The sequence below is a fragment of the Agromyces sp. GXS1127 genome, from assembly GCF_050565425.1.
Taxonomy (GTDB): domain Bacteria; phylum Actinomycetota; class Actinomycetes; order Actinomycetales; family Microbacteriaceae; genus Agromyces.
This window is the reverse complement of record NZ_JBOCIG010000001.1, coordinates 218,415-242,802: the sequence shown is the minus strand read 5'-3', so window position 1 is coordinate 242,802 and position 24,388 is coordinate 218,415. Positions and strand designations below refer to the sequence as shown.

Below are 24,388 nucleotides of genomic sequence, written 5' to 3'. Positions count from 1 at the left end.
ATGGCTGCGAAGTGGATCGAAGTGCTCACGGGCTCGCTCGAGAGCAAGAAGCAGTACCGGCAGTACAAGGCCCGCATCGAGGCACTGCCGGAGCCGTACCGGACGGCCGCGAAGGCGTTCGAGCGGTACCTCATGGTCAACGGCGGCATCACCGACGGCGACACGACCGTGATGATGACGATGCTCGGCGACTTCGCCGACCTCTGGGAGCGCGCCGCCGCCGACGAGACGCCCGTGCGCGACATCGTCGGCGATGACCCGGTCGCCTTCGCCGAGGCCTTCAGCGAGGCCTACGTCGGCAAGCGCTGGATCGACAAGGAGCGCAACCGCCTCACCAAGACGATCGAGGACCTCGAAGGGAAGGAGGAGCGATGACCACCGCAACGCAGCCCGCACCGGCGGCGCCGGACGCGCCGGCCATCCGCGTGCAGGGCGTCGAGAAGTCGTTCAAGGACGTGCACGTGCTCCGCGGCGTCGACTTCGACGTGGCGAAGGGCAGCATCTTCGCCCTGCTCGGCTCCAACGGCGCGGGCAAGACGACGCTCGTCAACATCCTGTCGACGCTGTTGAAGGCCGATGCCGGCGCCGCGACCGTTCAGGGCTTCGACGTCGCCGACGCCCCCGACGACGTGCGCCGCTCGATCAGCCTCACCGGGCAGTTCGCCGCGGTCGACGAGGTGCTCTCCGGTCGCGAGAACCTCGTGCTCGTCGCGCGGCTCCGCCACCTGAAGGACCCGGGGCACATCGCCGACGACCTGCTCGCCCGCTTCTCGCTCACCGACGCCGGCGACCGCCGCACGGCGACGTACTCCGGCGGCATGCGCCGCCGGCTCGACATCGCGATGAGCCTGATCGGCGACCCGCCCATCGTCTTCCTCGACGAGCCGACGACGGGGCTCGACCCGCAGGCGCGGATCGAGGTCTGGCAGACCGTCAAGGCACTGGCGGATGGCGGCACCACCGTGCTGCTGACCACGCAGTACCTCGACGAGGCCGAGCAGCTCGCCGACCGGATCGCGATCCTCCACGAGGGCGTGATCATCCAGAACGGCACGCTCGCCGAGCTCAAGCGGCTGCTGCCGGCGGCCAAGGTCGAGTACGTCGAGAAGCAGCCGAGCCTCGAGGAGGTCTTCCTCACCCTCGTCGGCGAGCCCGCCCAGGCAGGCGAGCCCGCGCCATCCGCGCCATCCGAGAAGGAGTCATGATGACCACCCACGTCCTCAGCGACACCCGCGTCCTCACGGCGCGCTCGCTCACCCACATCGTCCGCAGCCCCGACACGATCATCACGACCGCGGTCACGCCGATCGCGCTGATGCTGCTCTTCGTGTACGTGTTCGGCGGTGCCATCCAGACCGGCGGCACGGAGTCGTACATCGACTACATGCTCCCCGGCATCCTGCTCATCACGATCGCGTCGGGCGTGGCCTACACCGCGTACCGACTGTTCCTCGACCTGCAGGGCGGCATCTTCCAGCGCTTCCAGTCCATGCCGATCGCGAGGTCGAGCGTGCTGTGGGGCCATGTGCTCACCTCGCTCGTCGCCAACCTCGTGTCGGTCGCGATCGTCATCGGCGTCGCCCTCATCATGGGCTTCCGCACCGGAGCATCCGTCGGCGCATGGCTCGCGGTGATCGGCATCCTGATCCTGTTCACGCTCGCGCTGACCTGGATCGCCGTGATCGCCGGGCTCTCGGCGAAGACCGTCGACGGCGCGAGCGCGTTCAGCTATCCGCTGATCTTCCTGCCGTTCATCAGCTCGGCCTTCGTGCCGACCGACTCGATGCCGGGCCCGGTCGCCTGGTTCGCCGAGAACCAGCCGGTCACCTCGATCGTCGACACGACGCGCGCGCTGTTCGCCGGCCAGCCCGTCGGCACCGACATCTGGGTCGCGCTCGCGTGGCTCGTCGGCATCATGGCGGTCGCGTTCGCCTTCGCGATGCGGGTCTACCGCCGCAGGGCCTCGTAGGCCGAGGCGAGACGGCGAGCGGATGCCTCGGGGCGCGAGCCCCGAGGCATCCGTCGTCTGCTCGGCCGGCCGGCGCGGCGCGACCGTCAGTCGAACGCAGCCGAAGTGTCCCGCGGGTACGCGCCGCCGGCGAGCTTCACGAGCCGCGCGTGGGCGTACTCGCACACGAGCGCATGCCGGTAGACCATGCGGGGCACGTCGACGTTGGAGTCCATCCAGAGGCTCATGCCCGCGAGCTTCCAGTGGCGGAAGGTGTCGTCGTCGGTGACGAGCGCGAGGATCTCGAGGAACGAGTCGTCGAATCGGATCGAGTGCACGGCGCGGCGGTACTCCTCGACCGTGAGCGCCATCGAGAACGGGATGTTCATGAAGCAGAGCGCGGTCTGGATGTCGAGACGGAGGAGGCGGCGCCGACCGCGCTCGGCGTCGAGCGGCGGCACGTCGAGCTGCGAGAAGTCGAGCGTCTCGGGCTTCTCCAGCGGCACGTCGTCGAGCGCGATGAGCACGTCGTAGACGTTGACATCGTGTTCGACGACCGCCTGGTCGCCGAGGCCGGAGAGCGCCTCGGGCCGGAGCGTCACGGGCTCCATGTCGACCGGGGTGTTCCGGATGATGAAGTTCACGAGGTTCGTCTCGACGACGAAGTGCCGGATCAGCAGGTCGACGGCGTCGGGCGAGACGAACCGGCGGAGGAACCACACGCACAGCACGTCCATGGTGTGCAGCGGCATCCACCGGAACGGCAGCACGCGCTTCACGATCGAAATGAGCGCGACGAGCACGCGCGAGAGGACGCGCGCGATCGGGTAGAGCCAGCGCCGCGACAGGCGCCGCTGGTCGTTGATGATCTGCCGCACGAGTGCTCGATCGAGCGGCACCGACGGGTCGGCGTAGACCGCCTGCCACATGCTCGGGTCGGAGCGGACGTACTCGGGGACCCTCGGCACCGGCACCTTCGGCACCTTCGGCAGGCCCGGCACCTTGGGCACGCTCCGCATCTTCGGCACGTCAGCGGTCCAACTCTTCGAGCTGCAGCGCGTAGAGCCGCGCGACGACCTCGGCGCAGCGGACGATCTCGTCGGCGGCCGCGTCGTCGATGATGCCCGAGTCGAGGATCGCCTGGAGGTCGCCCGTGTGCGCGCCGTCGGCCTCCTGGTGGTACTGCATGAAGTGCACCTGGTTGTCGGCGAGCCCGAGCACCTCCTGGAACCGCGCGGCCCAGCCCGCGGCGCGCTTCGCCCCGAGCCCCTCGATGATGAACATCGCGCCGAGGAGCCCGACGGGGTTCGGCCGGTCGGCGTAGGTGAACATGTAGCCCGACAGCGCCTCGGAGCCGAGGTTCTTCCGGCCCGCGCGGAGCTCGTCGAGCGACCCGCCGATCGCGACGTAGTCGCGCTCGAGCATGAGGTAGTCGCGGTGCTCCTCCTCGGCGTGCTTGATCGCCGCGGCCCGCAGCGTGAAGTGGTCGATGTCGAAGTTGGATGCGGCGCGGCTGATCCACGGCGCCCCGTCGACGACCTGCTGCCGCAGGTTGAAGAGCAGCCGCCGGTAGTCGTCGATCGTCACGGTGCCCTCGGCGAGCGCGCGCAGGATCGGCACCCGGTCGAGGCGTTCCTCGAGATCGACCCACACGTCGGCGAGGCGGTCGGAGAGCGCGGCGGGGTCGGCGGGCGAGGCCGCGCTCGAGGCATCCGTCGTCGCGGTCTCGGCAGTTGCGGGTGCGGGCGTCGTCGTGTCGGTCGTCATGTCGAGGCTCCTTGCTGATCCGGTGGGGCGACCACGGTGAGGTGGGCGAAGGCGAACGAGAAGCGGCCGGATTCGGGGACGGCGAGGAGGATCGTCTCGCCGGGCGAGAACCGGCCGGTGCGCCACGCCTCCTCGAGGGCGATGAAGATGCTGGCGGCGCCCGTGTTGCCGCAGGTCTCGAGGTTCGAGAACCAGCGGTCGGTGTCGAGCGTCGGGATCCGCTTGCGCAGCCCGTCGAAGGCGAGGTCGCGGAACGCGTTGGTGCTGTAGTGGCAGACGACGTGGTCGAGGTGGCTCACGTCGACGAGGCCGATGTCGACGAGCTGCTCGAACTCGCGGAGCCCCGCGCCGGCGAGGTCGTCGAGCACGCTCACGTCCTGTCTCAAGACGAACATGCCGGATGCCTCGGCGTCGCCGATGCCGACGTCCTGCCAGGTGCGCCCGACCTCGGGTTCGAGCCCGTCCATCCCCGCACGCATGCACACGTCGTGCTCATGGGCGAGCGAGACGTGCCGCACCCAGTCGACGCGGAGCGACGGCCTGCTCGGGTGCGGCTGGAACTCCACGACCACCGCGCCGGCGCCGTCGGAGAGCATCCAGCGCAGGAAGTGCGAGTCCATGCCCGCGCGGATGCCGTCGAACCGGCGCTGTCGGAGGCTGCGGCTCGCGAGCTCGGACCCGACGACCGCGACGCGCGGGTGGTCGCCGAGCTTGACCTTGCTCACGGCCGCGTCGAGCGCCTGCAGGCTCGACGCGCACACGCCCGACGCCGACAGCAGCTGCATGGGCCCGCCACCGAGGCGGCCGTGCACCATCGAGGCGAAGCCCGGCACGAGCACGTCGCCGATCGTCGTCGCCGTCGCGAGCATGCGCAGGTCGTCGGGGCGGATGCCGCGGTCGTCGAGCGCGGCGCGGAGCGCCTTGACCGCGAGCTCCTCGTTCAGTTCGGTGGGCTCGCCGTCGTCATCGAGCGCGTAGTGCCGCTGCCGGATGCCGTTCTGCTCGAGGATCATGCCGCGGATGCGCGCGGTCACCGGGTCGTCGCCGCCGAGCCGCGTCACGATGCCGTCGTTGTCGACCGGATCACCCGGAAGGTACCGGCCGAAGCCGGTGAGGTACGCAGACGCCGTCGTGCCCATGGGATGACAGTAGGGCACGGGGGTGTCACGGCCGTGGCACCTGTCCACGGGACATCCTGCACGATGCGGGCGCCGACTCGCACGCAGGGTGCGCGATGATGTTCGGGGGCCCGCGATCGTGCCGGTGCCCGACCACGGAGGCCATCGTGAAGCACATCGGATTCCTGTCGTTCGGTCACTGGTCGAACTCGCCCGGCTCGCAGACGCGCTCGGCGTCGGACGTGCTGCTGCAGTCGATCGACCTCGCGGTGGCCGCGGAGGAGGTCGGCGCCGACGGCGCGTACTTCCGCGTGCACCATTACGCCAACCAGCTCGGCAGCCCGTTCCCGCTGCTCGCGGCCGCCGGCGCGAAGACGAGCCGGATCGAGCTCGGCACGGGCGTGATCGACATGCGCTACGAGAATCCCCTGTATATGGCCGAGGATGCCGGCGCGGCCGACCTCATCGCGGGCGGCAGGCTGCAGCTCGGCGTCTCGCGCGGGTCACCCGAGCAGGTCATCGACGGCTACCGCTACTTCGGCTACGCCGCGCCCGAGGGATCGACCATGGCCGACGTCGCGCGGAACAACACGACCGTGTTCCTGCAGGTGATCGACGGGGCACGCTTCGCCGAGCCCAACCCCCGCCCGATGTTCCCGAACCCGCATCCCGGGCCGCTCGGCATCCGGCCGCAGTCTCCCGGGCTGCGCGACCGCGTCTGGTGGGGCGCCGGGTCCGATGCGACCGCCGTGTGGGCGGCCGAGCAGGGCATGAACCTCATGAGCTCGACGCTCAAGGAGGACGAGTCGGGCGAGCCCTTCCACGTGCAGCAGCGGAAGCAGATCGACGCGTTCCGCGCCGCCTGGGTCGAGGCCGGGCATGAGCGCGAACCGCGGGTCTCGGTGAGCCGGTCGATCTTCGCGATCGTCAACGACATGGATCGCGCGTACTTCGGCGGCGGACAACGCGACGAGTCCGACCAGTTCGGCGTGATCGACGACTACCGCGCCGTCTTCGGCCGCAGCTACGCGGCCGAACCCGACGCCCTCATCGAGCAGCTGCGCGAGGATGAGGCGATCGCCGCGGCCGACACCCTGCTGCTCACCGTGCCGAACCAGCTGGGCGTCGACTACAACGCGCACGTGCTCGAGTCGATCCTGACCCACGTCGCACCCGCACTCGGGTGGCGGTGAGCGGCCCGAGCGGCCCGCGTCCCGCGGCTCCATCTTCGACTCGGCGAGGCACCGGCATTCGCTTCAGGCCCGCAGCAACGACGCAGCGCGCCGCAGGCCAGGCTCGGTCCCGGCGGCCCAGCGATCGACGATCCCGTGCGCTCGCGCAGCCTCGGCGCCCTCGAGCCGATCGAGCAGCGGGCGAACGACGTCGCTCGCCAGTGGCTCCACGAGTTCGCTCACGCGTGCGTCGCGCAGGAACTGCTCGAGCCGGGTGAGGTCGTTGCCGCGCAGCATCGACACGTGCCCCTGCAGGAGCACGATCGCGGCGAGCCGACGCTCGAACACCGGCTCCGACCAAAGCTCCGCGGCGAGCGCGGTGACCTCGTCGTGCGTCGGTTCAGGATGCCGCCGACCCGCGTCTCGCACCGTGCCGCGCACGGCTCCGACCGAGGCGCCGTAGAAGCGCAGCCCGCCGCCGATGCGCTCGGCATCCGCGCTCGCGCGCAGCTCGTCGCCCTCCGCGCGAAGGGTCCGATCGATGAAGTCGGCGGCGGGCGTCGTCATCCTTCGATTCTGGGCCGGCGGCACCGGTGCTCGAGCCGGATGGCCGCGCCGGCCAGACCGCACGGCCGCGCACACCCCCAGTCCACGGCACATTCGCTCAGACCGGGCCGGAGCCCCTTGACCGCCCTGATCAGGCCTTCTAGCGTGAGCCTCGCGACCCGACCGGGCCGCGGCGACGCCGTCGACGTCGGCGGCACGGGGGAAGGGTCCACCATGTCGGTTCTCACGAGCAGGGTCGCGGCCGCGGCATCCGCCCTGGCACTCGCCGCGACCGCGGCGATCATCGGAAGCGCTCCGGCGCACGCAGTCGACGGCGTGCAGTGCGGTGACGTGATCTTGGTCGACACGGTGCTCACGACCGACTTGGTGTGCGACGCCACGGGTGACGGCCTCGTCATCGGCGCGAACGGCGTCACCCTCGACCTGGGCGGCCACACGATCTCGGGCCCCGGCGCGTATTCGACGCCCCACGCCGCGGTCCGCGTGGCGCAGCGGACGGGCGTGACGGTGACGCACGGCACGGTCACCGGGTTCCAGGCCGGCGTCGTGCTCGACCAGTCGTCGGGTGCGACGGTGACGAAGCTCACCGTCACGGGCAACGACCAGGGCATCAACCTCGCCGGCGGCGGAAGCCACCTCGTGGCGAAGAACACGGTGTCGTCGAACGGCCGTGACGGGATTCGCCTCGGCCTCAGCTCGAACAACACGGTCACCCAGAACACGGTGACCGACAACACGTGGGGCATCTCGGTCGCGGACTTCTCATCGGGGAACACCGTGTCGAAGAATCAGGTGGCCGGGTCTCGTTCTGGGGGTCTGAACGCGTTCGGTGGGGCGGTCGGCACCACCTTCAGCCAGAACACCGTGACCGGCGGCTGGGGCGACGGCGTCGTGGCTGGCTCCGACACGTCGGCCACGACGGTCAGCCAGAACACGAGTTCCGCCAACGGCGGCGCGGGCGTGCGCGTGGCGAACGCCCTCGTCGTCAAGAACACGGCCACGTACAACGGAGGCCAGGGCATCGTCGCGACGGGCGCGTCGACCGACGGCGGCGGCAACAAGGCGGCCGGCAACCTGGTCGAGCCGCAGTGCGAGGGCGTGGTCTGCACGGCTCCGTGAGCGGCAGACGTTCGCCGCGGACATCCGCGGCGTCGGGTTACGGTCGATGGTGCCGAATCACCCGCCGACCCTCGGAGGAATGCCCGTGATCACCGACGCCGCCCGGAGCTTCCTCGCCGAGCGCCACCTCGCGACGCTGTCGACGCTGGGCCGTGACGGACGCATCCACTCGGTGCCCGTGGGCATCACCTACCTCGACGGCGTCGTGCGGGTCATCGGCAGCCGCGGCTCGCAGAAGTTCGTCAACGCCGAGCGCTCCGGGCGGGCGAGCGTCAACACCGTCGACGGCCCCCGATGGATCAGCTTCGAGGGGTCGGTCCGCGTGCTCGACGACCCCGGCGCCGTCGCCGCCGCGGTCGAGCTCTACGCCGCGCGGTATCGGCCGCCGCGCCCGAACCCGCGGCGCGTCGTGCTCGAGCTCACGGTCGAGCGGGTGCTCGGGTCGAGCGGCATGCGCGACGTGGGCGATGGCCGGGGCGCCGACGCGAGCGCCGACCCGGGCGAGGCCGACTGACCGCTGACCGGTCGCGGTTCGATCCTGCTTCAGGCCGGCTGGGCAGTGGGCGCCGGAGGCGCGAGTCGCATCGTCTTCCCGGCCCGAGCAGCGAACGCGACGGCGGTCGTCGCGATGGTCGACTGCATGACCTCGACGGCGGCGGTCGCCGCGACATCCGCGGGTCTCGCCAGGCTGATCGTGCGCTCGAGCGCCGCGCCCTCGAGCCGCACCGCCCGCAGCCCGGGCCGGTCGATGAGCACCATCGCGGGCACGATCGCGACGCCGAGGCCGCGTTCGACGAACCGCAGCACGGCGTCCATCTCGGCGCCCTCGAGCACGACGTCGGGTTCGAGCGATGCGGCGCGGAAGGCGGCATCCGTCGCGGCCCGCAGGTCGTAGGTCGAGCTGAAGACGATCTGCGGCAGTCGAGCGACCTCGGCGAGCGCGATCGTGTCGCGGTGGGTCACGGCGGGTGCAGCGGCGGATGACACGACCACGAGCTCTTCGACGAGCAGCGGTGTCACGGTGAATCGACCAGGGGCCGTGGCATCCGTCGTCGTGACGAGCGCGAGGTCGAGCTCGCCACCCGCGAGGGCGTCGAGGAGCCCGCGCGAACCCTGTTCCGAGAGGTGCAGTTCGATGGCCGGATGCTCCGCGTGGAACGCGCTGAGCACCTCGGCGACGAGGCTGATGCAGAGCGTCGGGGTCGCGCCGAGGCGCACGCGGCCGCGTTCGAGGCCGGCGAGCTCGGCGAGTTCGCGGCGCACCGAATCCGCGTCGGCGAGCATGCGCTTCGCGAGCGGCAGCAGCGACTCGCCCGCGACCGTGAGCGTCGAGCCGCCGCGAGCGCGGTGGAACAGCTCGGCGCCGAGATCCTGCTCGAGCGCGGCGATCTGGCGGCTGAGCGACGGCTGGGCGAGGTAGAGCTCCTCGGCGGCGCGCGTGAAGTTGCCGAAGCGCGCGACCTCGACGAACGACCGGAGCTGCTCGAGGTTCATATCGATAGCTTAAACGCATCGTCTTTACACTGAAGATGCATTGGACGGATGTAACCGCCTGACCTAGCGTGGAGCGCATGACCACCTCAGGCACCACCGCGTCCGAGCGCCAGCTCTCCACGACCGTCCTCGTCATCGGCACGGGCGGCTCGGGCCTGCGCGCCGCCATCGAGCTCGCCGAGGCCGGCATCGACGTGCTCGCGCTCGGCAAGCGCGCGAAGTCCGACGCGCACACCTCGCTCGCTGCCGGCGGCATCAACGCCGCCCTCGGCACCATGGACGCCGACGACAGCTGGCAGCAGCACGCCGCCGACACCCTGAAGGAGAGCTACCTCCTCGCCGACCCGCGCACGGTCGAGACCGTGACCAAGGGCGCGGCCCGCGGCATCCAGGACCTCGAGCGCTACGGCATGCCGTTCGCCCGCGAGGAGGACGGCCGCATCTCGCAGCGCTTCTTCGGCGCGCACACGTTCCGCCGCACCGCGTTCGCGGGCGACTACACGGGCCTCGAGATCCAGCGCACGCTCATGAACCGCGCCGCGCAGCTCGGCGTGCCGATCCTCGACACGGTCTACGTGACCCGCATCCTCGTGAACGACGACGGCGCGGTCTTCGGCGCCTACGGCTTCGACCTCGAGGACGGCACCCGCTACCTCATCCACGCCGACGCGGTGATCCTCGCCGCGGGCGGCCACAACCGCATCTGGCGCCGCACCTCATCGCGTCGCGACGAGAACACGGGCGACTCGTGGCGCCTCGCCGTCGAGGCCGGCGGCCGCGTGCGCGACCCCGAGCTCGTCCAGTTCCACCCGTCGGGCATCATCGAGCCCGAGAGCGCGGCCGGCACCCTTATCAGCGAGGCCGCCCGTGGCGAGGGCGGCATCCTCACCAACGCCCTCGGTGAGCGCTTCATGGCGAAGTACGACCCCGAGCGCATGGAGCTCTCGACGCGCGACCGCGTCGCCCTGGCCGCGTACACCGAGATCAAGGAGGGGCGCGGAACCGCCAATGGCGGTGTCTGGCTCGATGTCTCGCACCTGCCCCGCGAGACGATCATGCAGCGCCTCCCCCGCGTATACCAGACGATGCTCGAGCTGCAGATGCTCGACATCACCCGGGAGCCGATCGAGATCGCGCCGACCGCTCACTACTCGATGGGCGGCGTCTGGGTTCGTCCCGACGACCACGGCACGGATGTCCCGGGGCTGTACGCGATCGGCGAGGCCTCCACCGGACTGCACGGCGCGAACCGCCTCGGCGGCAACTCGCTCATCGAGCTGCTGGTGTTCGGCCGCATCGTCGGGCAGGCCGCGGCCGCCTACTCGGCCGGGCTCGACGCCCAGCGCCGTTCGGCGTCTGCGGTCGACGCGGCGCGCGCCGAGATCGACGACCTGCTGGCAGCGGATGGCGCGGAGAACGTGCGCGCCCTGCAGCGCGCCATCCGGAACACCATGACCGAGCACGCCGGCGTCGTGCGCGACGAGGCGGGCCTCCTCGCAGGCCTCGCCGAGCTCGACGCGATCGAGGCCCGCATGGCCGACATCGGCGTGCACCCCGACCTCGCCGGCTACCAGGATCTCGCCCACGCGTTCGACCTGAAGTCGGCGGCGCTCGCCGCCCGCGCCACGCTCGAGGCCGCGCTCGAGCGTCGCGAGACCCGCGGCTGCCACAACCGAAGCGACTACCCCGAGACGGATGCCGCCCTGCAGGTCAACCTCGTCTGGTCGCCGTCGACGGGGGTGACCCGCGAGTCCATCCCGCCGATCCCGGAGGAGATCGCGGCGCTCATGGAGCGCGAGGTGTCGACGGCCGGCAAGCTCGTCGAGTAGGTCGTGGCGGTCGTCGAGTACGCCACCGCTACGACCGCGATGAAGTGCTCAATCGAGCGCGGGGCGACCGCGCTCGATCGGGGCGACCGCACCGACGATCGCGTCATCCCATTCGCGTCGAAGCCGATCGACGCGCCGACGCTGATCCTTGTTCAGGCCCGCGCGCGACGGGAGCAGCTCGAAGGCACGCGCGACGTGGGCACGGAGGTTCTGTGTCGGGCCTGCGGTCGCCGCGGCGAGGATGCGGCACGCCTCGTCGGCGTCGACTCCCTGTTCGAGCAGCCTCCAGATTTCGCGAGCGTCCTTGAAACCCTTCTCGGAGTCGGGCCGATCGAGGAGCGCCGCAAGCTTCGATATCGTGTGCGCCTCGATCGCCAGCAGACGCCATGCGCCGTGCCCGAGCTGATCGGTGTGCTCGGCGAGGACCTCGACTCTCAGTCGCAACTTGCCACCGAGTTCGGACTCATGCGGGAGGTACACGTCGACATGAACGCCCTCGACTTCGCCGCGCCACTTCCTGCCCTGCAAGTGGCGCGAATCCGAGACGCCGGTCACGGCGGTGCGCACCCGCTCCCGCACCTCCGGTGAACCGATGATGAGATCGATGTCGTGGCTGATATCGCCGCCCACCCGGAAGAACGTCGCCCATCCGCCGATCAGGATCGATGGCTCGAGTTCGTGACCCAGGTAGTCCAGCACGAGGGTGAGATGCCCGTAGTCGTCGATGGGCGCGTCAGGCATCGCCGGCCTCCGCTCGGGTCCAATCGTCGACGGTGAACCACTCCCTCCACAGTGCTCGGCGGAACTCGCTGGCCTGCCACCCCGGCTGCGCGAACAGGTCGGCATAGGTCTGCGCCTTGCTCGTGAAGCCTTCCGTCCACCCGAGGAGGGATCGATCGTCCGCTGTGAGCACGAGCGCCGAGTCCCCCATGGGAAGGTCATCGAGATCGGTGTGCTCTGAGACGTAGACGATTGCGGGTGCGTGATCGGCGACCGTGTTCCGACCTCCGAGATGCTGGACAGCCGCGCGGGTTCCACCGATCGCGTACTCGCGAGTCTCAGCCAGCAGCGTCTGTGCAGCGTCGAATGTGGTGCGGCGGGCCGCCGAGAGCGAACGACGCGCGGAGAGGAGCATGAGAACGCGTTCCGGGTCGGTCGTGCTGAACCCTCCACCTGGGTGCTTGGTCACCGCACCGATCGACGCGGGCTTACCCAATGCCTTGTATGCGAGCTTCTCCCCCACGCCCGCCTGCCAAGCGAGATCGCCGGCACTCCTCCAATGCCGCCGGTCAGCAAATGCCGAATCGACGAGTTCACGAAGAACACGATCCGTGTCCTGCACTGCGATCACCCCCGATTCTACTGATCAGTAGATCTTTGACTCTACCAAATGGTAGATCGCTTTTCTACCGATCAGTAGACGCTGAAGCTCAGTACCCGGCCAGCGGAGGCCATGAAACCTGTGAAGTCGTCACCTTGGCGATACAGGGGATGCTTCTCGGTGTCACGTACACAGTAATTTCGCAGTTCATCGACGAGTTCGTCCTCGACCCGTCGCCGAACTCATCTGGAGCCGATCGCGGACTGAGACCGGCCCGGCCGGTCCCGCAGGGGCCGCGCCGCCGACGAGTGGCTCAGACCGTCGCGTCCGCGTCGCCGCTCGTGTCCGCGACCGGCGCCAACGCGTCGTCGGGTGCCTGGCCCGCCCAGTCGACGACCGCGGGGCCGACCTCGACCCGGTCGCCGCGGACCAGCGCGGCACCCGCCGGAACGTGCACCGTCACGCCCGAGCGATCGGCGGAGACGAACAGGTCGCCGAGCGGCGTCGGGACGACGGCCGATGCCCACTCGAGTCCGCCGAGGCGCGGCGCGACCTCGAACCGCGTCCAGCCGTCGTCGAGCGGCCGGACGCCGAGCACCGCCTCCGGGATGAGCGCCGCAGGGCCCGCCGACCACGCGTGGCAGAGGCTGCGTCCGAACGGCCGCCCGTACATGGCGAGGTCGTCGCCGCCCGACGGCCCCTCCTCCCAGAAGGTGCCCGGTCCGGCATCGAGCATGGCGCCCCAGATCCGATCGATCTCCGCGAGGACCGCCTCGTGCTCGCCGGCGGCGAGCCTCGCGCGCAGCCGGAACGCCGTCATGAACGGGGTCCCCGCCGTCCCGGTGCGGATCGACGCGGCGACCCCGTCAGGCACGCCGCCGGAGTGCAGCCCCGCCAGCACGGCGAGGAAGTTCGCGTACGGAGCGGGCGAGGAGGTCGCAGCATCCGCGCCGAGGTAGTCCGCCCAGCGATCGGTCTCGGCGAGCCATCCGCTCGCTCGCACGGTGGACTCGACGAGGTCGGCCAGCGCGAACCATCGCGTGGAGCCCTCGTGCCCGACGCGATCGAGCAGCCGCCCGGCGCTGCGGAGCGCCCAGCACCAGAGCATCTGCAAGGCCACCGGGTCGCGGCCGTGCTCGATCGCGAGCCCCCAGTCGAGGAACACCGAGCCCGGCCCGGAGTCGACGAACCCGCCGCGCTGCGCCTCGGGCCGGAAGACGCCGCGGTCGTCGGCGAAGCGCGCGAGGTCCGCGACGAACGCGTCGACGTGCGCCGCCTCGCGCTCGGCGAACGCGCGGTCGCCGAAGTAGCGCACGTACAGGTCGGCGTTGACGACCCACCAGAGCGAGTAGTCCGCGATGCCGTTGACGTACCCGTGGTCGGGGCGCCCGAGCGCGACGAGCCCGTCGGCGACGACGCCTCCCTCTCCGAGCGCGAACGCGTTCGCGAGCGTGCTGAGCGCCTGGTCGCCGGCCCACGGCATGCGATCGCGCTTGATCCCGTCGATCATCAGGCCCTGGTCGCAGACGCGCAGCGTGTACTGCGCCGACGCCCAGATCCGCGTCAGCCGGTCGTCCGAGCACGCGAACGCGCCCGGGCGGGCGACCGGCGCCACCTCGGCGCGCACGCGCACCTCGGCGGGCGCGTCATCCGTCACCACCGAGAGGTACCTGAAGCCGAGCGGATGCCTCGTGGCCCACCCGTCCTCGGTGCGGACCACGTCGTGCCGCGTCTCGCGGCGGGTCTCGTCGGCGAGCGCCTCGGCGACGCTCTCGCCGCTGCCGACGACCGGTTGCGGTCCGCGCGGGAGGATCGGCGTTCCGAGGAGTGGTGCGCCGAGGTCGTGCAGCCCGTCCGCACGCCGCGTCGCCGTGACGTCGACGTGCCCGGGCGCCTCGAGGTGCGGAGCCCGCTCGCCGCCCGGCCGCAACGCGATCGGCTCCCACGCGCCGTCGTCGACACTGGCCGACCACTCGGCGAGCGGCGTGCCGCCCGGGATGCCGAGCGCCGGCACCTCGCCCGTGCGCGCCACGACGTCGAACTCGACGACGGCGCCCGCGACCGGCACCTCGAACCGGAGGTCGTCACCGACGACGACCCCGGTCGAGAGCGAGGCCGGCCCCGCGGCATCCGCTCGCATCGAGACCTCGGCGCGCCCCGCCACCCGGACGACCACCCGCCCGGCCGAGGTTGCGACCGCGCGGAACCGCACGCGGTGGGCCGGCCGGCCGTGATTGCGCGGGTAGTGCACGTGTCGGTTCGCCGCGAAGCCGTCGTCGACCAGGCGCCCGAGTAGCGCCAGCTCGTACTGGTCGCGCCCGTACGCCCATCCGTGGTCGGCCGCACGCGGCAGCACGTCGGCGTCGTCGAAGGGCTGCGGCGAGCGGGCCCGTGCCCACCGCCGCACCACATCGATCGAGCGCGGCGGCTGCTGCGGCATCCGTCAGCCCTTCACGGCGCCGGAGGTCATGCCGGCGACGATCTGCCGCTGGAAGAAGATGTACATGATCAGCGGCGGGATGGTGATGAGCAGCACGTCGGCGAAGAGCAGGTTGAACGAGCTCACCGACTGCGAGATGTAGTTGAACGTCGTCAGCTGCACCGTCGCGTTCTCGTCGCCCGGCAGGAAGTACAGGGCGTACGTGAAGTCGTTGAAGACGAACACGGCCTGCACGACGATGACGGTCACGATGACCGAGCGCAGCAGCGGGAAGATCACGCGGAAGAACAGCTTGACCGGGCCGGCGCCGTCGATGATCGCCGCCTCGTCGAGCTCGCGCGGGATGGTCGCGACGAACGCCCGGAACAGCAGGATGCAGAACGAGAGCCCGAACGCCACGTGCACCGCGATGAGGCCGACGAGCGTCTTGAAGAGGCCGAGGCCCTGCAGCACCCAGATGGTCGGCACGACGGCCGGCGGGATGATGAGGCCCGCGAGCACGAGCGTGTTCACCAGCGGGTTCCAGCGCGACTTCCGGCGCTGCAGGACGTAGCCGACCATCGCGCCGAGGACGACCATGATCGCGACGGCGCCGACAGTGAGGATCGTGCTGTTGAAGAAGGCGCGGACGAGCAGCCAGTCCCGGTTCTGCAGGACCGTGACGAGGTTCTCGAAGAACACCCACTCGGTCGGCCAGCTGAACTCGAGGAACGACGCCTCGGCCTGCGTCTTGCCCGCCGTGAAGACGATGAAGGCGAACGGCACGATGAAGATCACGAACGCGACGAGGATGGCGACCGAGCCGCCGCCCCACTTCCAGGCGACGCTTCTCACTGGTCGGCCTCCTTGCGGTTGAGCCACCACGAGAGCGGGAAGATGATCGCGGCGACGACGACGAAGAGCACGACGTTGCCCGCGGTGGAGAGGCCGAAGAAGCCGGCCTGGTACTGCTTGTAGATGACCGACGCGAGCACGTCGCTCGTGAAGCCCGGCCCGCCGCCCGTCATCGCCCAGATGAGGTCGAACGAGCGGAGACCGCCGATGAGCGAGAGCAGCACGACGGTGACCGTCGCGGGCCGCAGCAGCGGCAGCGTGATGTGCCGGAAGTTGTTCCAGGCGCCCGCCCCGTCGACCTTCGCGGCCTCGAAGTACTCCTGCGGGATCGCGACCATGCCGGCGATGTAGATGAGCGTGGCGAGTCCGACGCCCTTCCAGATGTCGACGAGGGCGACCGAGAGCAGCGCGATCGACGGATCGGTCAGCCATGCCGGGCCCTCGATGCCGATCACCGCGAGCGACTCGTTGATCGGTCCGTCGAACGGGTCCATCAGGACCTTGAAGAGGATGCCCACGCCGATCGTGCTGACGAGCACGGGGAAGAAGATGGTGGCGCGCAGGAACCCGCGGCCGATGATCTGCGAGCTGAGCAGGACCCCGAAGAGAAGGCCGAGCACGACCTTCGCGCCCGACGTGAGGAAGGCGTAGATGAAGGTGTTGATGAAGCCCGTGACGAGCTGCGGCTCCTGGAAGAAGCGGATGAAGTTGTCGAACCCGATGAACTCGACGTCGAAGAGGGTCCACCGCGTCAGCGAGAAGTAGAACGACGCGACCGTCGGGATGAGGAACAGCACGACGTAGAAGACGCCGGCGGGGATGAAGAACCAGGTCGGGTACGGGCTCTTCATGGGCTTCCGCTTGGCGGGCGTCGGCGGCGTCGCCGCCGTCCGGCCCGTCGCGGTGCGGCCGTCGGCCGTCACGGTGGTCATGGGTGAGTCTCCCGGGTATGGCTGCGGGGCCGGGCGGGCGGCCCGGCCCCGCAGTTCGGTGGTACGGCTTACCAGCCCTCGATGCCGAGCTGCTGAGCCTGCTTCTTGACATCCTCGTCGTACTGGGCGGCGCCGTCAGCAGCCGAGGTGATGCCGGAGCCCACGGCGACCGTGATCTGCTCGAGGGCCGGTCCCTTGATGGGCGAGAGGAACTCGAGCGCGAGGTTGGTCTGGCCCGCGTCGAAGTACTGCTGCAGGTCGGAGACCATGGCGGGCACGTCCTCCGGCAGGCTGCAGCCCTCGACGACGAACGGACCCTGGGGCGCGTTGGCCTCGGACTGGATGTCGCACGCCTCGGGGGTCGTGAGGAACTCGAGGAACTGCTTCGCGGCATCGAGCTTCGCGCCCTCGGTCGACTGCGGGACGAAGACCGTGTAGGTCGGCATCCAGACGGTCAGGCCGAAGGTCGAGGCGTCGTCGCCCGGGATCGGGAACGAGCCGACGGTGTCCGCCGCCTCGGGGTTCGTCGTCGCCAGCTGGGACGCCGCGAACGTGAGCATCGGGTAGTGCGCACCCTCGCCGGTCGCGACCATCGAGACGCCGTCGGCGTAGGTCGCCGACGCGAAGTCCTCGTTGAGGAGGCCCGCGTCGAAGACCTGCTGCAGGTGCTCGAACCCGGCGAAGGCCGGCTCGTCGACGTACTTCGCCTCGTTGTTCGTGTACTCCTCGGCCCAGTCGGGGTTCTCGGCGAGCACGTTGTTGAAGTCGCCGAGCACGAACAGCTGCGAGGTCCAGGTGTCGCCGTAGGTCTGCACGATCGGGGCCGCCACGCCGGCCTCCTTGATCGCCTCGCTGTTGGCGATGAACTCGTCCCAGCTCTCGGGGATCTCGAGGCCGAGGTCGGCGTAGATGTCCTTGTTGTAGAGCATCGCGCCGGCCATCGACTGACCCATCGGAACGCCGTAGACGCCGTTGTCGGTCGCAACGCTCTCGACGAAGTTCTCGTCGAGCTTGTCGACGAACGACTCATCGGCGATGTTCACGAGCGTCTGGTCGGGGTTCAGGGCCTGCAGGAGCGAGCCCGAGTTGTACTGGAAGAGGTCAGCCATCTCGCCGGTCGCGAGTCGGGTCTTCACGACGTTGTCGCCGTCGGCGCCCTGGGGTCGGGTCTCGACGGTGATCGTGACGTCGGGGTTCTCCTCGTGGAAGGCCTCGGCCAGCGCCTCGGCGGTGGCGACCGTCGACTCGCCGTTGTCGACGAGGAACGACAGCTCGACGGCTCCGTCTTCGGAGCCGGAGTCGCCGGCGCTGCAGCCGGCGAGTGCGAGCGACAGGGCGAGACCGCCTGCGCCCAGGGCGACGATCGAGCGTCGCGTGGATCGGGGGACCATCTTCTTTACCTCCATGTAAAGCAACTGCGCTGTCGGGTGCGCCGAAGTTCTCGGTGCTGTGGCGACTGCCACGTTAGGAGTGAGCGGATCGTTTGTCAACCGATCTACACAGGTGATCCGTAAATCGGTCTACGCCATGGGCGCGTTGGCGTAGATCGATCTACCGATTTCGACCGAACCGTGTACAGTGACAACGAGTTCGCTCCTGACGACGATGAGAGGAGGGCGGGGATGTCCGACACGAGGGCAGCGACCATCGAGGACGTCGCGCGGCACGCCGGCGTCTCGCGCGCCGCGGTCTCGAAGGTCATCCGCAACGCGTACGGCGTGAGCCCGGCGATGCGCGAGCGCGTGAACGCGGCCATCGAGGAACTCGACTACCGCCCGCGCATCGCGGCGCGCGCGATGCGCGGTTCGAGCTTCACGCTCGGCATCGAGCTTCCGCACATCGGCAACCCGTTCTTCACCAAGATCGTCGCCGGCGCCACGACCGCCCTGCAGGGCACCGGCTACCAGCTCATCATCGCGCCCGCAGACGAGAACGGCGACGAGGGCGTCCGTGCGCTCGGAGCGCTCGCCGACCGGCAGGTCGACGGCATCATCGCGATCTCACCGCTCGTCTCGACCGACTGGCTCGAGCGCCTCGGCACCCGCATGCCGGTCGTGATGATCGGCCGCCACGACCCGTCCGAGCACTACGACACCGTCACCGGCGACGACGCCGAGGGCACGAGCCTCGCGATGGCCCACCTGATCGAGCTCGGCCACCGCCGCATCGCGCACCTGACCCGAAGCGAAGACGTGACCGCGCCCGGTTCGGGCACGCCGCACGCGATCCGGCTCGAGCAGTACGTCGACAGCATGCGCGCCGCGGGACTCGAGCAGGAGATCCGCGTGGCCCGCACCGGCATGACCGAGGATGCGGCGCGGCTCGACACGCTGGCCCTCCTCGACGAGGACGCTCCGACCGCGATCTTCGCGGGCAACGACGAGCTCGCCCTCGGCGCACTCCGCGCGGTCGGCGAAGCCGGCCTCTCCCCCGAGGACGTCTCGGTCGTCGGCTACGACGACGTCGACATGGCCAGCCATCCGGCCATCTCGCTCACGACCATCGACCAGTCGGGCGTCGAGATGGGCGAGCGCGCCATCCGCCTGCTGATGGAGCGCATCCGCGACGGTCGCACCGAGCCCACGCATTTCTCCGTGACTCCGGTCCTGAAGTCGCGTGCGTCGACGCGCGCCGTTCGGGCCGGATAGCCCTCGAACCATCGCCGGCTCCGCCGGCCGCTCCCCGGAAGGACCTCGATGTCCACGACGCTGCCATCCTTCGACCAGACCGACGCATCCGCGCACGTACACGCGCTCCGCACGCAGTATCCCGACGACCTCATCGGCGTGCCCGGTCACGGCCTCCGCCTGTCGTGGCGCGCCGAGGCCGATGCGCCGCAGCTCGGCTTCCAGGTCCGCTGGACGGGCGACGCCGACGGCGAGTCCGAGCCGATCGTGTCCGACGCTGCCATCGGCGTCGCCGCCCCCGGCGGCGACCTGGCGCCCGGCGCGGAGCGACGGTATGCCGTGCGGCTCGCAACGCGCGACGGGTGGTCAGCCTGGAGCGATGAGTTCGTCGTCGAGGCGGCGGTCGGCCCCGCCGAGCTCGACGCTCGCCCCGTCGGCGGTGCAGGCCGGGTCGACGACCCGGTGGCGCTGCTCCGCACGGCGTTCGAGCTCCCGGCGGAGCCCGTCCGCGCCCGGCTCCGCGCCACCTTCTGGGGCGTCGGCGACGTGCGCATCAACGGCGCCGACGTGCTCGGCGAGCACCTCACGCCCGGTTGGACGGCGTACGACGACCGCATCGTGCTCGGCACGTGGGATGTCACGTCCGCGCTCACCTCCGGTGAGAACGCGCTCGGCGTGCTGCTCGGCGACGGCTGGTACCGCGGCCGGCTCGGCTGGGAGGACGAGGTCGAGCACTACGGCGCCGAGATCGCCGCGCTCGTGCAGCTCGACGTGGAGTGCGCCGACGGGTCGCACGTGCGCGTCGCGAGCGGCCCGGACTGGCGCCGTTCCACGGGCGCCATCCGCTTCGCGAGTCTGTACGACGGCGTCGACGTCGACCTCGCCGCCGACCCGACGGGCTGGGACCGGCCCGGCTTCGACGACGCCGCGTGGGAGCCGGTGCGCGAGATCGCGGTCGACGTCGCCCGCGTCGAGCCCCGCATCACGACCGGCGTGCGCACCGTCGGCGAGTGGCCGGTCGAGGTGCAGCATCGCGGCGAGCACACCTTCCTCGACCTCGGCCAGAACATCGCCGGATGGCTCCGCCTCACCGTGCGCGGGCGAGCGGGCGACCGCGTGGTGGTGCGCCACGCCGAAGTGCTCGAGATCGACGGCACGCTGCACACCGCGGCGCTCCGCACCGCCCGGGCCTCCGACGTCTACGTGCTCGCCCACGACGGCGAGAGCGTGCTCGAACCCCGCTTCACCTTCCACGGCTTCCAGTACGCCGACGTCACCGGCGCCGAGGTCGTCTCGGCCATGGCGGTCGCCATCTCGAGCGCCGACCGGCCCCGTTCGAGCTTCGAGTGCGCCGACCCGCGCCTCGGGCTCCTCCACTCGAACGTCGCCTGGTCGCAGCGCGACAACTTCGTGTCGCTGCCGACGGACTGCCCGCAGCGCGATGAGCGCCTCGGCTGGACGGGCGACGCGCAGGCGTTCGCGCCCACGGCCTCGACGCTGTTCGACGTCGAGTCGTTCTGGATGAGCTGGCTGCGCGACGTCGAACTCGACCAGGACGCCGACGGCGCCGTCGCCGCCGTCGTCCCGAACATCCTCACGCGCGACGAGTTCCCGGCCGACGGCGGAGCGCACAGCGTGATGGGCCGGGCCGGGTGGGCGGATGCCGCGACCATCGTGCCATGGGCCGTCTACGAGTCGTACGGCAGCGAGGAGGTGCTCGTCCGCCAACTCGACTCGATGCGCCGCTACGTCGACAGCCTCGAGCGCCGCGCCGGCGAGCGCGGCCTGCTTCCCACCGAGTTCCAGTTCGGAGACTGGCTCGACCCGGATGCCCCGGGTGACCAGCCGTGGAAGGCCAAGGTGTCGTCGGACTACGTCGCCAACGCCTTCTTCTCTCGGAGCGCCCGGCTGCTTGCCGACGCGGAGCGCCTCGTGGGCGACCCGGCGCGGGGGGATGCCGCCGCGCAGCTCGCCGAGCGCGTCGCCCGCGCCACGTGGGCCGAGTGGGGCGAGGCCGCGGTCGACACGCAGACGGGCGCCGCGATCGCCCTCGAGTTCGAGATCGCCCCCGCCGCCGAGCGCGAGCGGATCGGCGAGTCGCTCGCCCGGAACGTCCGTGCAGAGCACGGACGCATCGCGACCGGCTTCCTCGGCACGCCGCTCGTGCTGTTCGCCCTCGTGCACTCGGGCCACGTCGAGGAGGCGTACCTGATGCTCCTCCGCCAGGCGCCGCCGTCGTGGCTGTACCAGGTCGAGATGGGCGCGACCACGGTCTGGGAGCGCTGGGACGCGATCGGTCCCGACGGCAGCATCCACTCGGGTGAGATGGCCACGGGCGACAGCTCGGGCATGATCTCGTTCAACCACTACGCCTACGGCGCCGTCGTCGACTGGATCTACCGGTACGTCGCCGGCATCGCGCCCACGCCCGAGCGCCCCGGCTACCGCCGCATCGTCGTGTCGCCGCGCCCGACCGCGTCGATCCCCTGGGCCCGTGCCTCGGTCGAGTCGCGGCTCGGAACGGTCGCGATCGACTGGAAGCTCACCGACGGCGACCTCGCCATCGACCTCGAGGTGCCGTACGGCGCCGAAGCGGTCCTCGACCTGCCGGTGACGGATGCCTCCGAGGTCACCGTCGACGGCGAGGCCCTCGTCTCCGACCGGCTCGGGCCCGGACGGCACCGCATCGCGGCGACCGCCGTGCGCGTCGCCGAGGTGCCGTCGGTCGAGCCGAGCGCCGCCGCCGGCTGACCCAGCCCCTCCCAGCACAGAAGTGCCGGTGCGGCATCCACCGCACCGGCACTTCTTCCGTGTTCCCGCCTACTTCACGGCGAAGGATGCCGCGGCATCCGCGTCGACCGAGCCGCCGACGGTCACCTCGTAGGTGCCGGCCGCGGTCGCCCAGTCACCGGCAGCGGTGTCCCAGTACTCGAGGAGGTGCATGTCGGCGAGGTCCTCCACCGTCAGGGTCACCTGCACGTTGCGGTGCTCACCGGGCTCGAGGCTCACGCGCTCCCACCCGATGAGGCGCTTCGACGGCTCGCCGGTCGAGCTCGGCAGCTCGAGGTAGACCTGCGCGACCTCGGTGCCCGCGACATCCCCCGTGTTGGTGAGGCGGAACCGCACGCGGATCTCCTTGTCGCCCGAGGTCGACTTCGGTGTGACGCTGACCTTGTCGTAGTCGAACTCGGTGTAGCTGAGCCCGTGTCCGAACTCGAACAGCGGCTCGATGCCCTCGGCCTCGTACCAGCGGTAGCCGACCTTCAGGCCCTCGCTGTAGTCGACCTGGAGGATGCCCTCGGCGTCGGCGATGCCCGGGTACTGGGCCTCGGACTGCGCCGTCGGCGTGTCCTCGACCGAGACCGGGAACGTCATCGGGAGCTTGCCCGACGGGTTCACGTCACCGTAGACGAGCTCGGCGAGCGCCGGCCCGAACTGCTCGCCCGAGTGCCAGGCGTGGAACACCGCGTCGACGTCGTCGATCCACGGCATCTCGACCGCCGAGCCCGCGTTGAGCACGGCGACCGTGTGCGGCGCCGATGCGGCGACCGCCTCGATCAGCGCGTCGCCGTTGCCGTCGAGCCGCAGGTCGGCCAGGTCCTCGGTCTCGCCCATGGTGTAGTGACCGAACACGATCGCGACATCGGCGGAGGAAGCGACATCCGCTGCCTGCGCCGGGTCGGCGCCGTTGTCATAGACGACGGTGCCGCCGGCCGCACCGACGCGCTCGGTGAGCGCGGTCAGCGGGTCCACGATCGCGTTGCAGTTCAGCGCCTGGTTTCCTGGAGGGCCGAACGGGAAGTCCCACGCGCAGCCGGTCTTGGCGCTGACGCCGTCGGTCGGGGTCGTCGATGCCGTCTGGCCGATGACGGCGACGGTGAGGTCGCCCTCGGCGAGCGGCAGCACGCCCTCGTTCTTCAGCAGCACGGTGCTCTGCTCGGCGATCTCCTTCGCGAGCGCCTTGTGCTCGGGCGTCGACACGTTCGCGACCGGCGTGGTGGGCACGGGGTGGTCGAAGAGCCCGCCGGCGATGTACGAGTGCACGACGCGGAAGGCGGCCTCCTCGATGCGCTCCTGCGTGATCTCGCCCGCGGCGAGCGCGGCGTCGAGTCGAGCGGGGCTGAACCAGATGGGGCGGTTCAGTTCCTGGTCGAGGCCGGCGTTGAGCGAGGGGGCGGTCGAGTGCACCGACCCGAAGTCGCTCATGACGTAGCCCTCGAAGGGGTAGTCCTGGCGGAGGCTCGTGGTGAGGATGTCGTTCTCGCACGCGTAGACGCCGTTGACCTGGTTGTACGAGCACATGAGGCTGCCGGGGTCGCTCTCGCGGACGGCGATCTCGTAGGGCAGGTCGTAGATCTGCTTGAACGTGCGCTCGTCCATGTTCGACGAGCTCTCCTCGCGCGCCTCCTCCTGCTCGTTCGCGACGTAGTGCTTGAGGTTCGCGATGATCGGCTTGTCGGGGTTGCCGTCCTCGAGGCCCCGCACGTTCGCCGCGGCCATGAGGCCGGAGAGCACCGGGTCCTCGCCGAAGTACTCCGAGCCGCGGCCCGAGAGCGGGGTGCGACCCGAGGCGATGCCCGGTCCGAGGATGACGGCGCTGCGCTTGTCGAACGACTCGCTGCCGTGCGCGATCGCCTTCTCCTCGCCGAGCTCGAGGTTCCAGGTCGCGGCCACGGCGATCGGGCCCGGCCACGCGGTCGTGCCCGCCGAGAGGTAGACGCCGTCGGGGCCGTTGGCGTAGATGACGACGGGCGTGCACGGCAGCTGCGCCGGGTACACCACGTTCGCCTCGCCCGAGAAGGCGGGGTTCCACGACGTGCGGGTCGGGTCGTTCGCCGGCTGCTCCACGAGCCAGCGGTACATCTGGTGCTGGCTGCTCGCGTCGAGCAGCGCGTCAGCCCGCTCCGCGGCGGTCAGCGACGTGTCCATCCAGGGCACGGTCGAACAGTCGACCTCCTCGGCGGCCGCCGGCGCCGCGACCGTGAACAGCACGGGTACGGCGAGAGCGGATGCCGCGAGGGCCGCGACCACGCCCCTGCGACGTCGAGCGGATGTCGGTGCGGTCACCGCCCCCGCGGATTGATTCGTTTCACGATCGCGTGCGCGTCGTGGGGTGATGGGCAACTTCATGGTGGATATCCCTCTTCCTCGAGGCATCGATCCGTAGATCGATCTACACTTTGTTGACCGTTCTACACTCGCAAGGTCGGGCGTCGGATG

Annotated in this window: 21 protein-coding genes; 9 read left to right on the top strand and 12 right to left on the bottom strand. The window is 70.5% G+C overall.

The annotated features are described in order from the left end of the window. From ACQ393_RS01100 to ACQ393_RS01090, 3 genes are read left to right on the top strand one after another with little or no spacing between them, the layout of a single operon-like run. The gene (locus ACQ393_RS01100; RefSeq protein ID WP_430644965.1) at nucleotides 1–375 is read left to right on the top strand and encodes a DUF1048 domain-containing protein; all 375 of its coding nucleotides are present in this window, start codon (nucleotides 1–3) and stop codon (nucleotides 373–375) included. Beyond that, nucleotides 372–1,205, top strand: coding sequence for an ABC transporter ATP-binding protein (locus ACQ393_RS01095; protein WP_430644964.1), 834 nt, complete (start codon nucleotides 372–374; stop codon nucleotides 1,203–1,205). The genes ACQ393_RS01100 and ACQ393_RS01095 overlap by 4 nt, the downstream gene beginning before the upstream one ends. Continuing rightward, nucleotides 1,205–1,969 (top strand): ABC transporter permease, encoded by a 765-nt coding sequence (locus tag ACQ393_RS01090; protein WP_430644963.1) that lies wholly within the window; start codon nucleotides 1,205–1,207, stop codon nucleotides 1,967–1,969. Before ACQ393_RS01095 ends, ACQ393_RS01090 begins: the two co-directional genes overlap by 1 nt. Nucleotides 1,970–2,055: 86 nt before the next feature. Here ACQ393_RS01090 and ACQ393_RS01085 read toward each other — a convergent pair whose 3' ends face one another. Genes ACQ393_RS01085 through ACQ393_RS01075 form a run of 3 tightly spaced genes read right to left on the bottom strand, consistent with a single transcriptional unit; the run spans nucleotide 2,056 to nucleotide 4,854 of the window. Further along, nucleotides 2,056–2,958, bottom strand: coding sequence for a DUF6999 family protein (locus ACQ393_RS01085; RefSeq protein WP_430644962.1), 903 nt, complete (start codon nucleotides 2,956–2,958; stop codon nucleotides 2,056–2,058). A 19-nt stretch (nucleotides 2,959–2,977) separates the two neighbouring features. After that, on the bottom strand, nucleotides 2,978–3,715 hold the full coding sequence (locus ACQ393_RS01080) for an iron-containing redox enzyme family protein (RefSeq protein ID WP_430644961.1): 738 nt from the start codon (nucleotides 3,713–3,715) through the stop codon (nucleotides 2,978–2,980). Next, nucleotides 3,712–4,854, bottom strand: coding sequence for a 3-oxoacyl-[acyl-carrier-protein] synthase III C-terminal domain-containing protein (locus ACQ393_RS01075; RefSeq protein WP_430644960.1), 1,143 nt, complete (start codon nucleotides 4,852–4,854; stop codon nucleotides 3,712–3,714). Before ACQ393_RS01075 ends, ACQ393_RS01080 begins: the two co-directional genes overlap by 4 nt. Before the next feature lie 146 nt (nucleotides 4,855–5,000). Between ACQ393_RS01075 and ACQ393_RS01070 the strand changes: the two genes are divergently transcribed. Next, nucleotides 5,001–6,026 carry an LLM class flavin-dependent oxidoreductase gene (locus ACQ393_RS01070; RefSeq protein WP_430644959.1) on the top strand — a complete coding sequence of 342 codons (1,026 nt, stop codon included), beginning with the start codon at nucleotides 5,001–5,003 and terminating at the stop codon, nucleotides 6,024–6,026. A gap of 63 nt (nucleotides 6,027–6,089) precedes the next feature. Here the strand turns inward: ACQ393_RS01070 and ACQ393_RS01065 are convergent, their stop codons facing one another. Beyond that, nucleotides 6,090–6,572, bottom strand: coding sequence for a DNA alkylation repair protein (locus ACQ393_RS01065; RefSeq protein WP_430644958.1), 483 nt, complete (start codon nucleotides 6,570–6,572; stop codon nucleotides 6,090–6,092). 213 nt (nucleotides 6,573–6,785) lie between these two features. Between ACQ393_RS01065 and ACQ393_RS01060 the strand changes: the two genes are divergently transcribed. Then, nucleotides 6,786–7,691, top strand: a complete 906-nt coding sequence (locus ACQ393_RS01060; protein ID WP_430644957.1) for a right-handed parallel beta-helix repeat-containing protein — start codon at nucleotides 6,786–6,788, stop codon at nucleotides 7,689–7,691. Between the two features lie 79 nt (nucleotides 7,692–7,770). Next, a complete protein-coding gene (locus ACQ393_RS01055) occupies nucleotides 7,771–8,205 on the top strand; it encodes a TIGR03618 family F420-dependent PPOX class oxidoreductase (protein ID WP_430644956.1) in 435 nt (144 codons plus the stop codon). Nucleotides 8,206–8,234: 29 nt separating this feature from the next. Here the strand turns inward: ACQ393_RS01055 and ACQ393_RS01050 are convergent, their stop codons facing one another. Beyond that, on the bottom strand, nucleotides 8,235–9,185 hold the full coding sequence (locus ACQ393_RS01050) for a LysR family transcriptional regulator (protein WP_430644955.1): 951 nt from the start codon (nucleotides 9,183–9,185) through the stop codon (nucleotides 8,235–8,237). A 77-nt stretch (nucleotides 9,186–9,262) separates the two neighbouring features. Here ACQ393_RS01050 and ACQ393_RS01045 point away from each other — a divergent pair, with 77 nt between their 5' ends. Beyond that, the gene (locus ACQ393_RS01045) at nucleotides 9,263–11,014 is read left to right on the top strand and encodes an L-aspartate oxidase (RefSeq protein ID WP_430644954.1); all 1,752 of its coding nucleotides are present in this window, start codon (nucleotides 9,263–9,265) and stop codon (nucleotides 11,012–11,014) included. 48 nt (nucleotides 11,015–11,062) lie between these two features. Here the strand turns inward: ACQ393_RS01045 and ACQ393_RS01040 are convergent, their stop codons facing one another. The 6 genes from ACQ393_RS01040 to ACQ393_RS01015 all read right to left on the bottom strand — a co-directional run bounded on the left by ACQ393_RS01040 (nucleotide 11,063) and on the right by ACQ393_RS01015 (nucleotide 17,932). Then, nucleotides 11,063–11,755 (bottom strand): nucleotidyl transferase AbiEii/AbiGii toxin family protein, encoded by a 693-nt coding sequence (locus tag ACQ393_RS01040; RefSeq protein ID WP_430644953.1) that lies wholly within the window; start codon nucleotides 11,753–11,755, stop codon nucleotides 11,063–11,065. Continuing rightward, entirely contained in the window at nucleotides 11,748–12,365 is a 618-nt protein-coding gene (locus ACQ393_RS01035; RefSeq protein WP_430644952.1) for a hypothetical protein, read from the bottom strand. The genes ACQ393_RS01040 and ACQ393_RS01035 overlap by 8 nt, the downstream gene beginning before the upstream one ends. Nucleotides 12,366–12,648: 283 nt before the next feature. Beyond that, nucleotides 12,649–14,775: a hypothetical protein gene (locus ACQ393_RS01030; RefSeq protein WP_430644951.1), complete on the bottom strand. Its 2,127-nt coding sequence runs from the start codon at nucleotides 14,773–14,775 to the stop codon at nucleotides 12,649–12,651. Between the two features lie 3 nt (nucleotides 14,776–14,778). After that, nucleotides 14,779–15,609 carry a carbohydrate ABC transporter permease gene (locus tag ACQ393_RS01025; RefSeq protein WP_430644950.1) on the bottom strand — a complete coding sequence of 277 codons (831 nt, stop codon included), beginning with the start codon at nucleotides 15,607–15,609 and terminating at the stop codon, nucleotides 14,779–14,781. Beyond that, entirely contained in the window at nucleotides 15,606–16,541 is a 936-nt protein-coding gene (locus tag ACQ393_RS01020) for a carbohydrate ABC transporter permease (RefSeq protein WP_430644949.1), read from the bottom strand. The genes ACQ393_RS01025 and ACQ393_RS01020 overlap by 4 nt, the downstream gene beginning before the upstream one ends. A gap of 68 nt (nucleotides 16,542–16,609) precedes the next feature. After that, nucleotides 16,610–17,932 (bottom strand): ABC transporter substrate-binding protein, encoded by a 1,323-nt coding sequence (locus ACQ393_RS01015; protein ID WP_430644948.1) that lies wholly within the window; start codon nucleotides 17,930–17,932, stop codon nucleotides 16,610–16,612. Nucleotides 17,933–18,163: 231 nt separating this feature from the next. Between ACQ393_RS01015 and ACQ393_RS01010 the strand changes: the two genes are divergently transcribed. Beyond that, complete coding sequence (locus ACQ393_RS01010; RefSeq protein WP_430644947.1) at nucleotides 18,164–19,189, top strand: LacI family DNA-binding transcriptional regulator; 1,026 nt, start codon at nucleotides 18,164–18,166, stop codon at nucleotides 19,187–19,189. A gap of 48 nt (nucleotides 19,190–19,237) precedes the next feature. Continuing rightward, complete coding sequence (locus ACQ393_RS01005; protein ID WP_430644946.1) at nucleotides 19,238–21,919, top strand: family 78 glycoside hydrolase catalytic domain; 2,682 nt, start codon at nucleotides 19,238–19,240, stop codon at nucleotides 21,917–21,919. Nucleotides 21,920–21,988: 69 nt separating this feature from the next. On the opposite strand, the gene ACQ393_RS01000 is transcribed toward ACQ393_RS01005, so the two are convergent. Further along, nucleotides 21,989–24,235 carry a beta-glucosidase gene (locus tag ACQ393_RS01000; RefSeq protein ID WP_430644945.1) on the bottom strand — a complete coding sequence of 749 codons (2,247 nt, stop codon included), beginning with the start codon at nucleotides 24,233–24,235 and terminating at the stop codon, nucleotides 21,989–21,991. Nucleotides 24,236–24,388 lie beyond the last annotated feature (153 nt).

Excerpts from the sequence above, each read along its gene's own strand:
- ACQ393_RS01100 (WP_430644965.1), top strand. The coding sequence starts at position 1 with ATGGCTGCGAAGTGGATCGAAGTGCTCACGGGCTCGCTCGAGAGCAAG.
- ACQ393_RS01095 (WP_430644964.1), top strand. The coding sequence starts at position 372 with ATGACCACCGCAACGCAGCCCGCACCGGCGGCGCCGGACGCGCCGGCC.
- ACQ393_RS01090 (WP_430644963.1), top strand. The coding sequence starts at position 1,205 with ATGACCACCCACGTCCTCAGCGACACCCGCGTCCTCACGGCGCGCTCG.
- ACQ393_RS01080 (WP_430644961.1), bottom strand. The coding sequence starts at position 3,715 with ATGACGACCGACACGACGACGCCCGCACCCGCAACTGCCGAGACCGCG.
- ACQ393_RS01075 (WP_430644960.1), bottom strand. The coding sequence starts at position 4,854 with ATGGGCACGACGGCGTCTGCGTACCTCACCGGCTTCGGCCGGTACCTT.
- ACQ393_RS01065 (WP_430644958.1), bottom strand. The coding sequence starts at position 6,572 with ATGACGACGCCCGCCGCCGACTTCATCGATCGGACCCTTCGCGCGGAG.
- ACQ393_RS01060 (WP_430644957.1), top strand. The coding sequence starts at position 6,786 with ATGTCGGTTCTCACGAGCAGGGTCGCGGCCGCGGCATCCGCCCTGGCA.
- ACQ393_RS01055 (WP_430644956.1), top strand. The coding sequence starts at position 7,771 with ATGCCCGTGATCACCGACGCCGCCCGGAGCTTCCTCGCCGAGCGCCAC.
- ACQ393_RS01050 (WP_430644955.1), bottom strand. The coding sequence starts at position 9,185 with ATGAACCTCGAGCAGCTCCGGTCGTTCGTCGAGGTCGCGCGCTTCGGC.
- ACQ393_RS01045 (WP_430644954.1), top strand. The coding sequence starts at position 9,263 with ATGACCACCTCAGGCACCACCGCGTCCGAGCGCCAGCTCTCCACGACC.
- ACQ393_RS01040 (WP_430644953.1), bottom strand. The coding sequence starts at position 11,755 with ATGCCTGACGCGCCCATCGACGACTACGGGCATCTCACCCTCGTGCTG.
- ACQ393_RS01030 (WP_430644951.1), bottom strand. The coding sequence starts at position 14,775 with ATGCCGCAGCAGCCGCCGCGCTCGATCGATGTGGTGCGGCGGTGGGCA.
- ACQ393_RS01020 (WP_430644949.1), bottom strand. The coding sequence starts at position 16,541 with ATGACCACCGTGACGGCCGACGGCCGCACCGCGACGGGCCGGACGGCG.
- ACQ393_RS01015 (WP_430644948.1), bottom strand. The coding sequence starts at position 17,932 with ATGGTCCCCCGATCCACGCGACGCTCGATCGTCGCCCTGGGCGCAGGC.
- ACQ393_RS01010 (WP_430644947.1), top strand. The coding sequence starts at position 18,164 with ATGTCCGACACGAGGGCAGCGACCATCGAGGACGTCGCGCGGCACGCC.
- ACQ393_RS01005 (WP_430644946.1), top strand. The coding sequence starts at position 19,238 with ATGTCCACGACGCTGCCATCCTTCGACCAGACCGACGCATCCGCGCAC.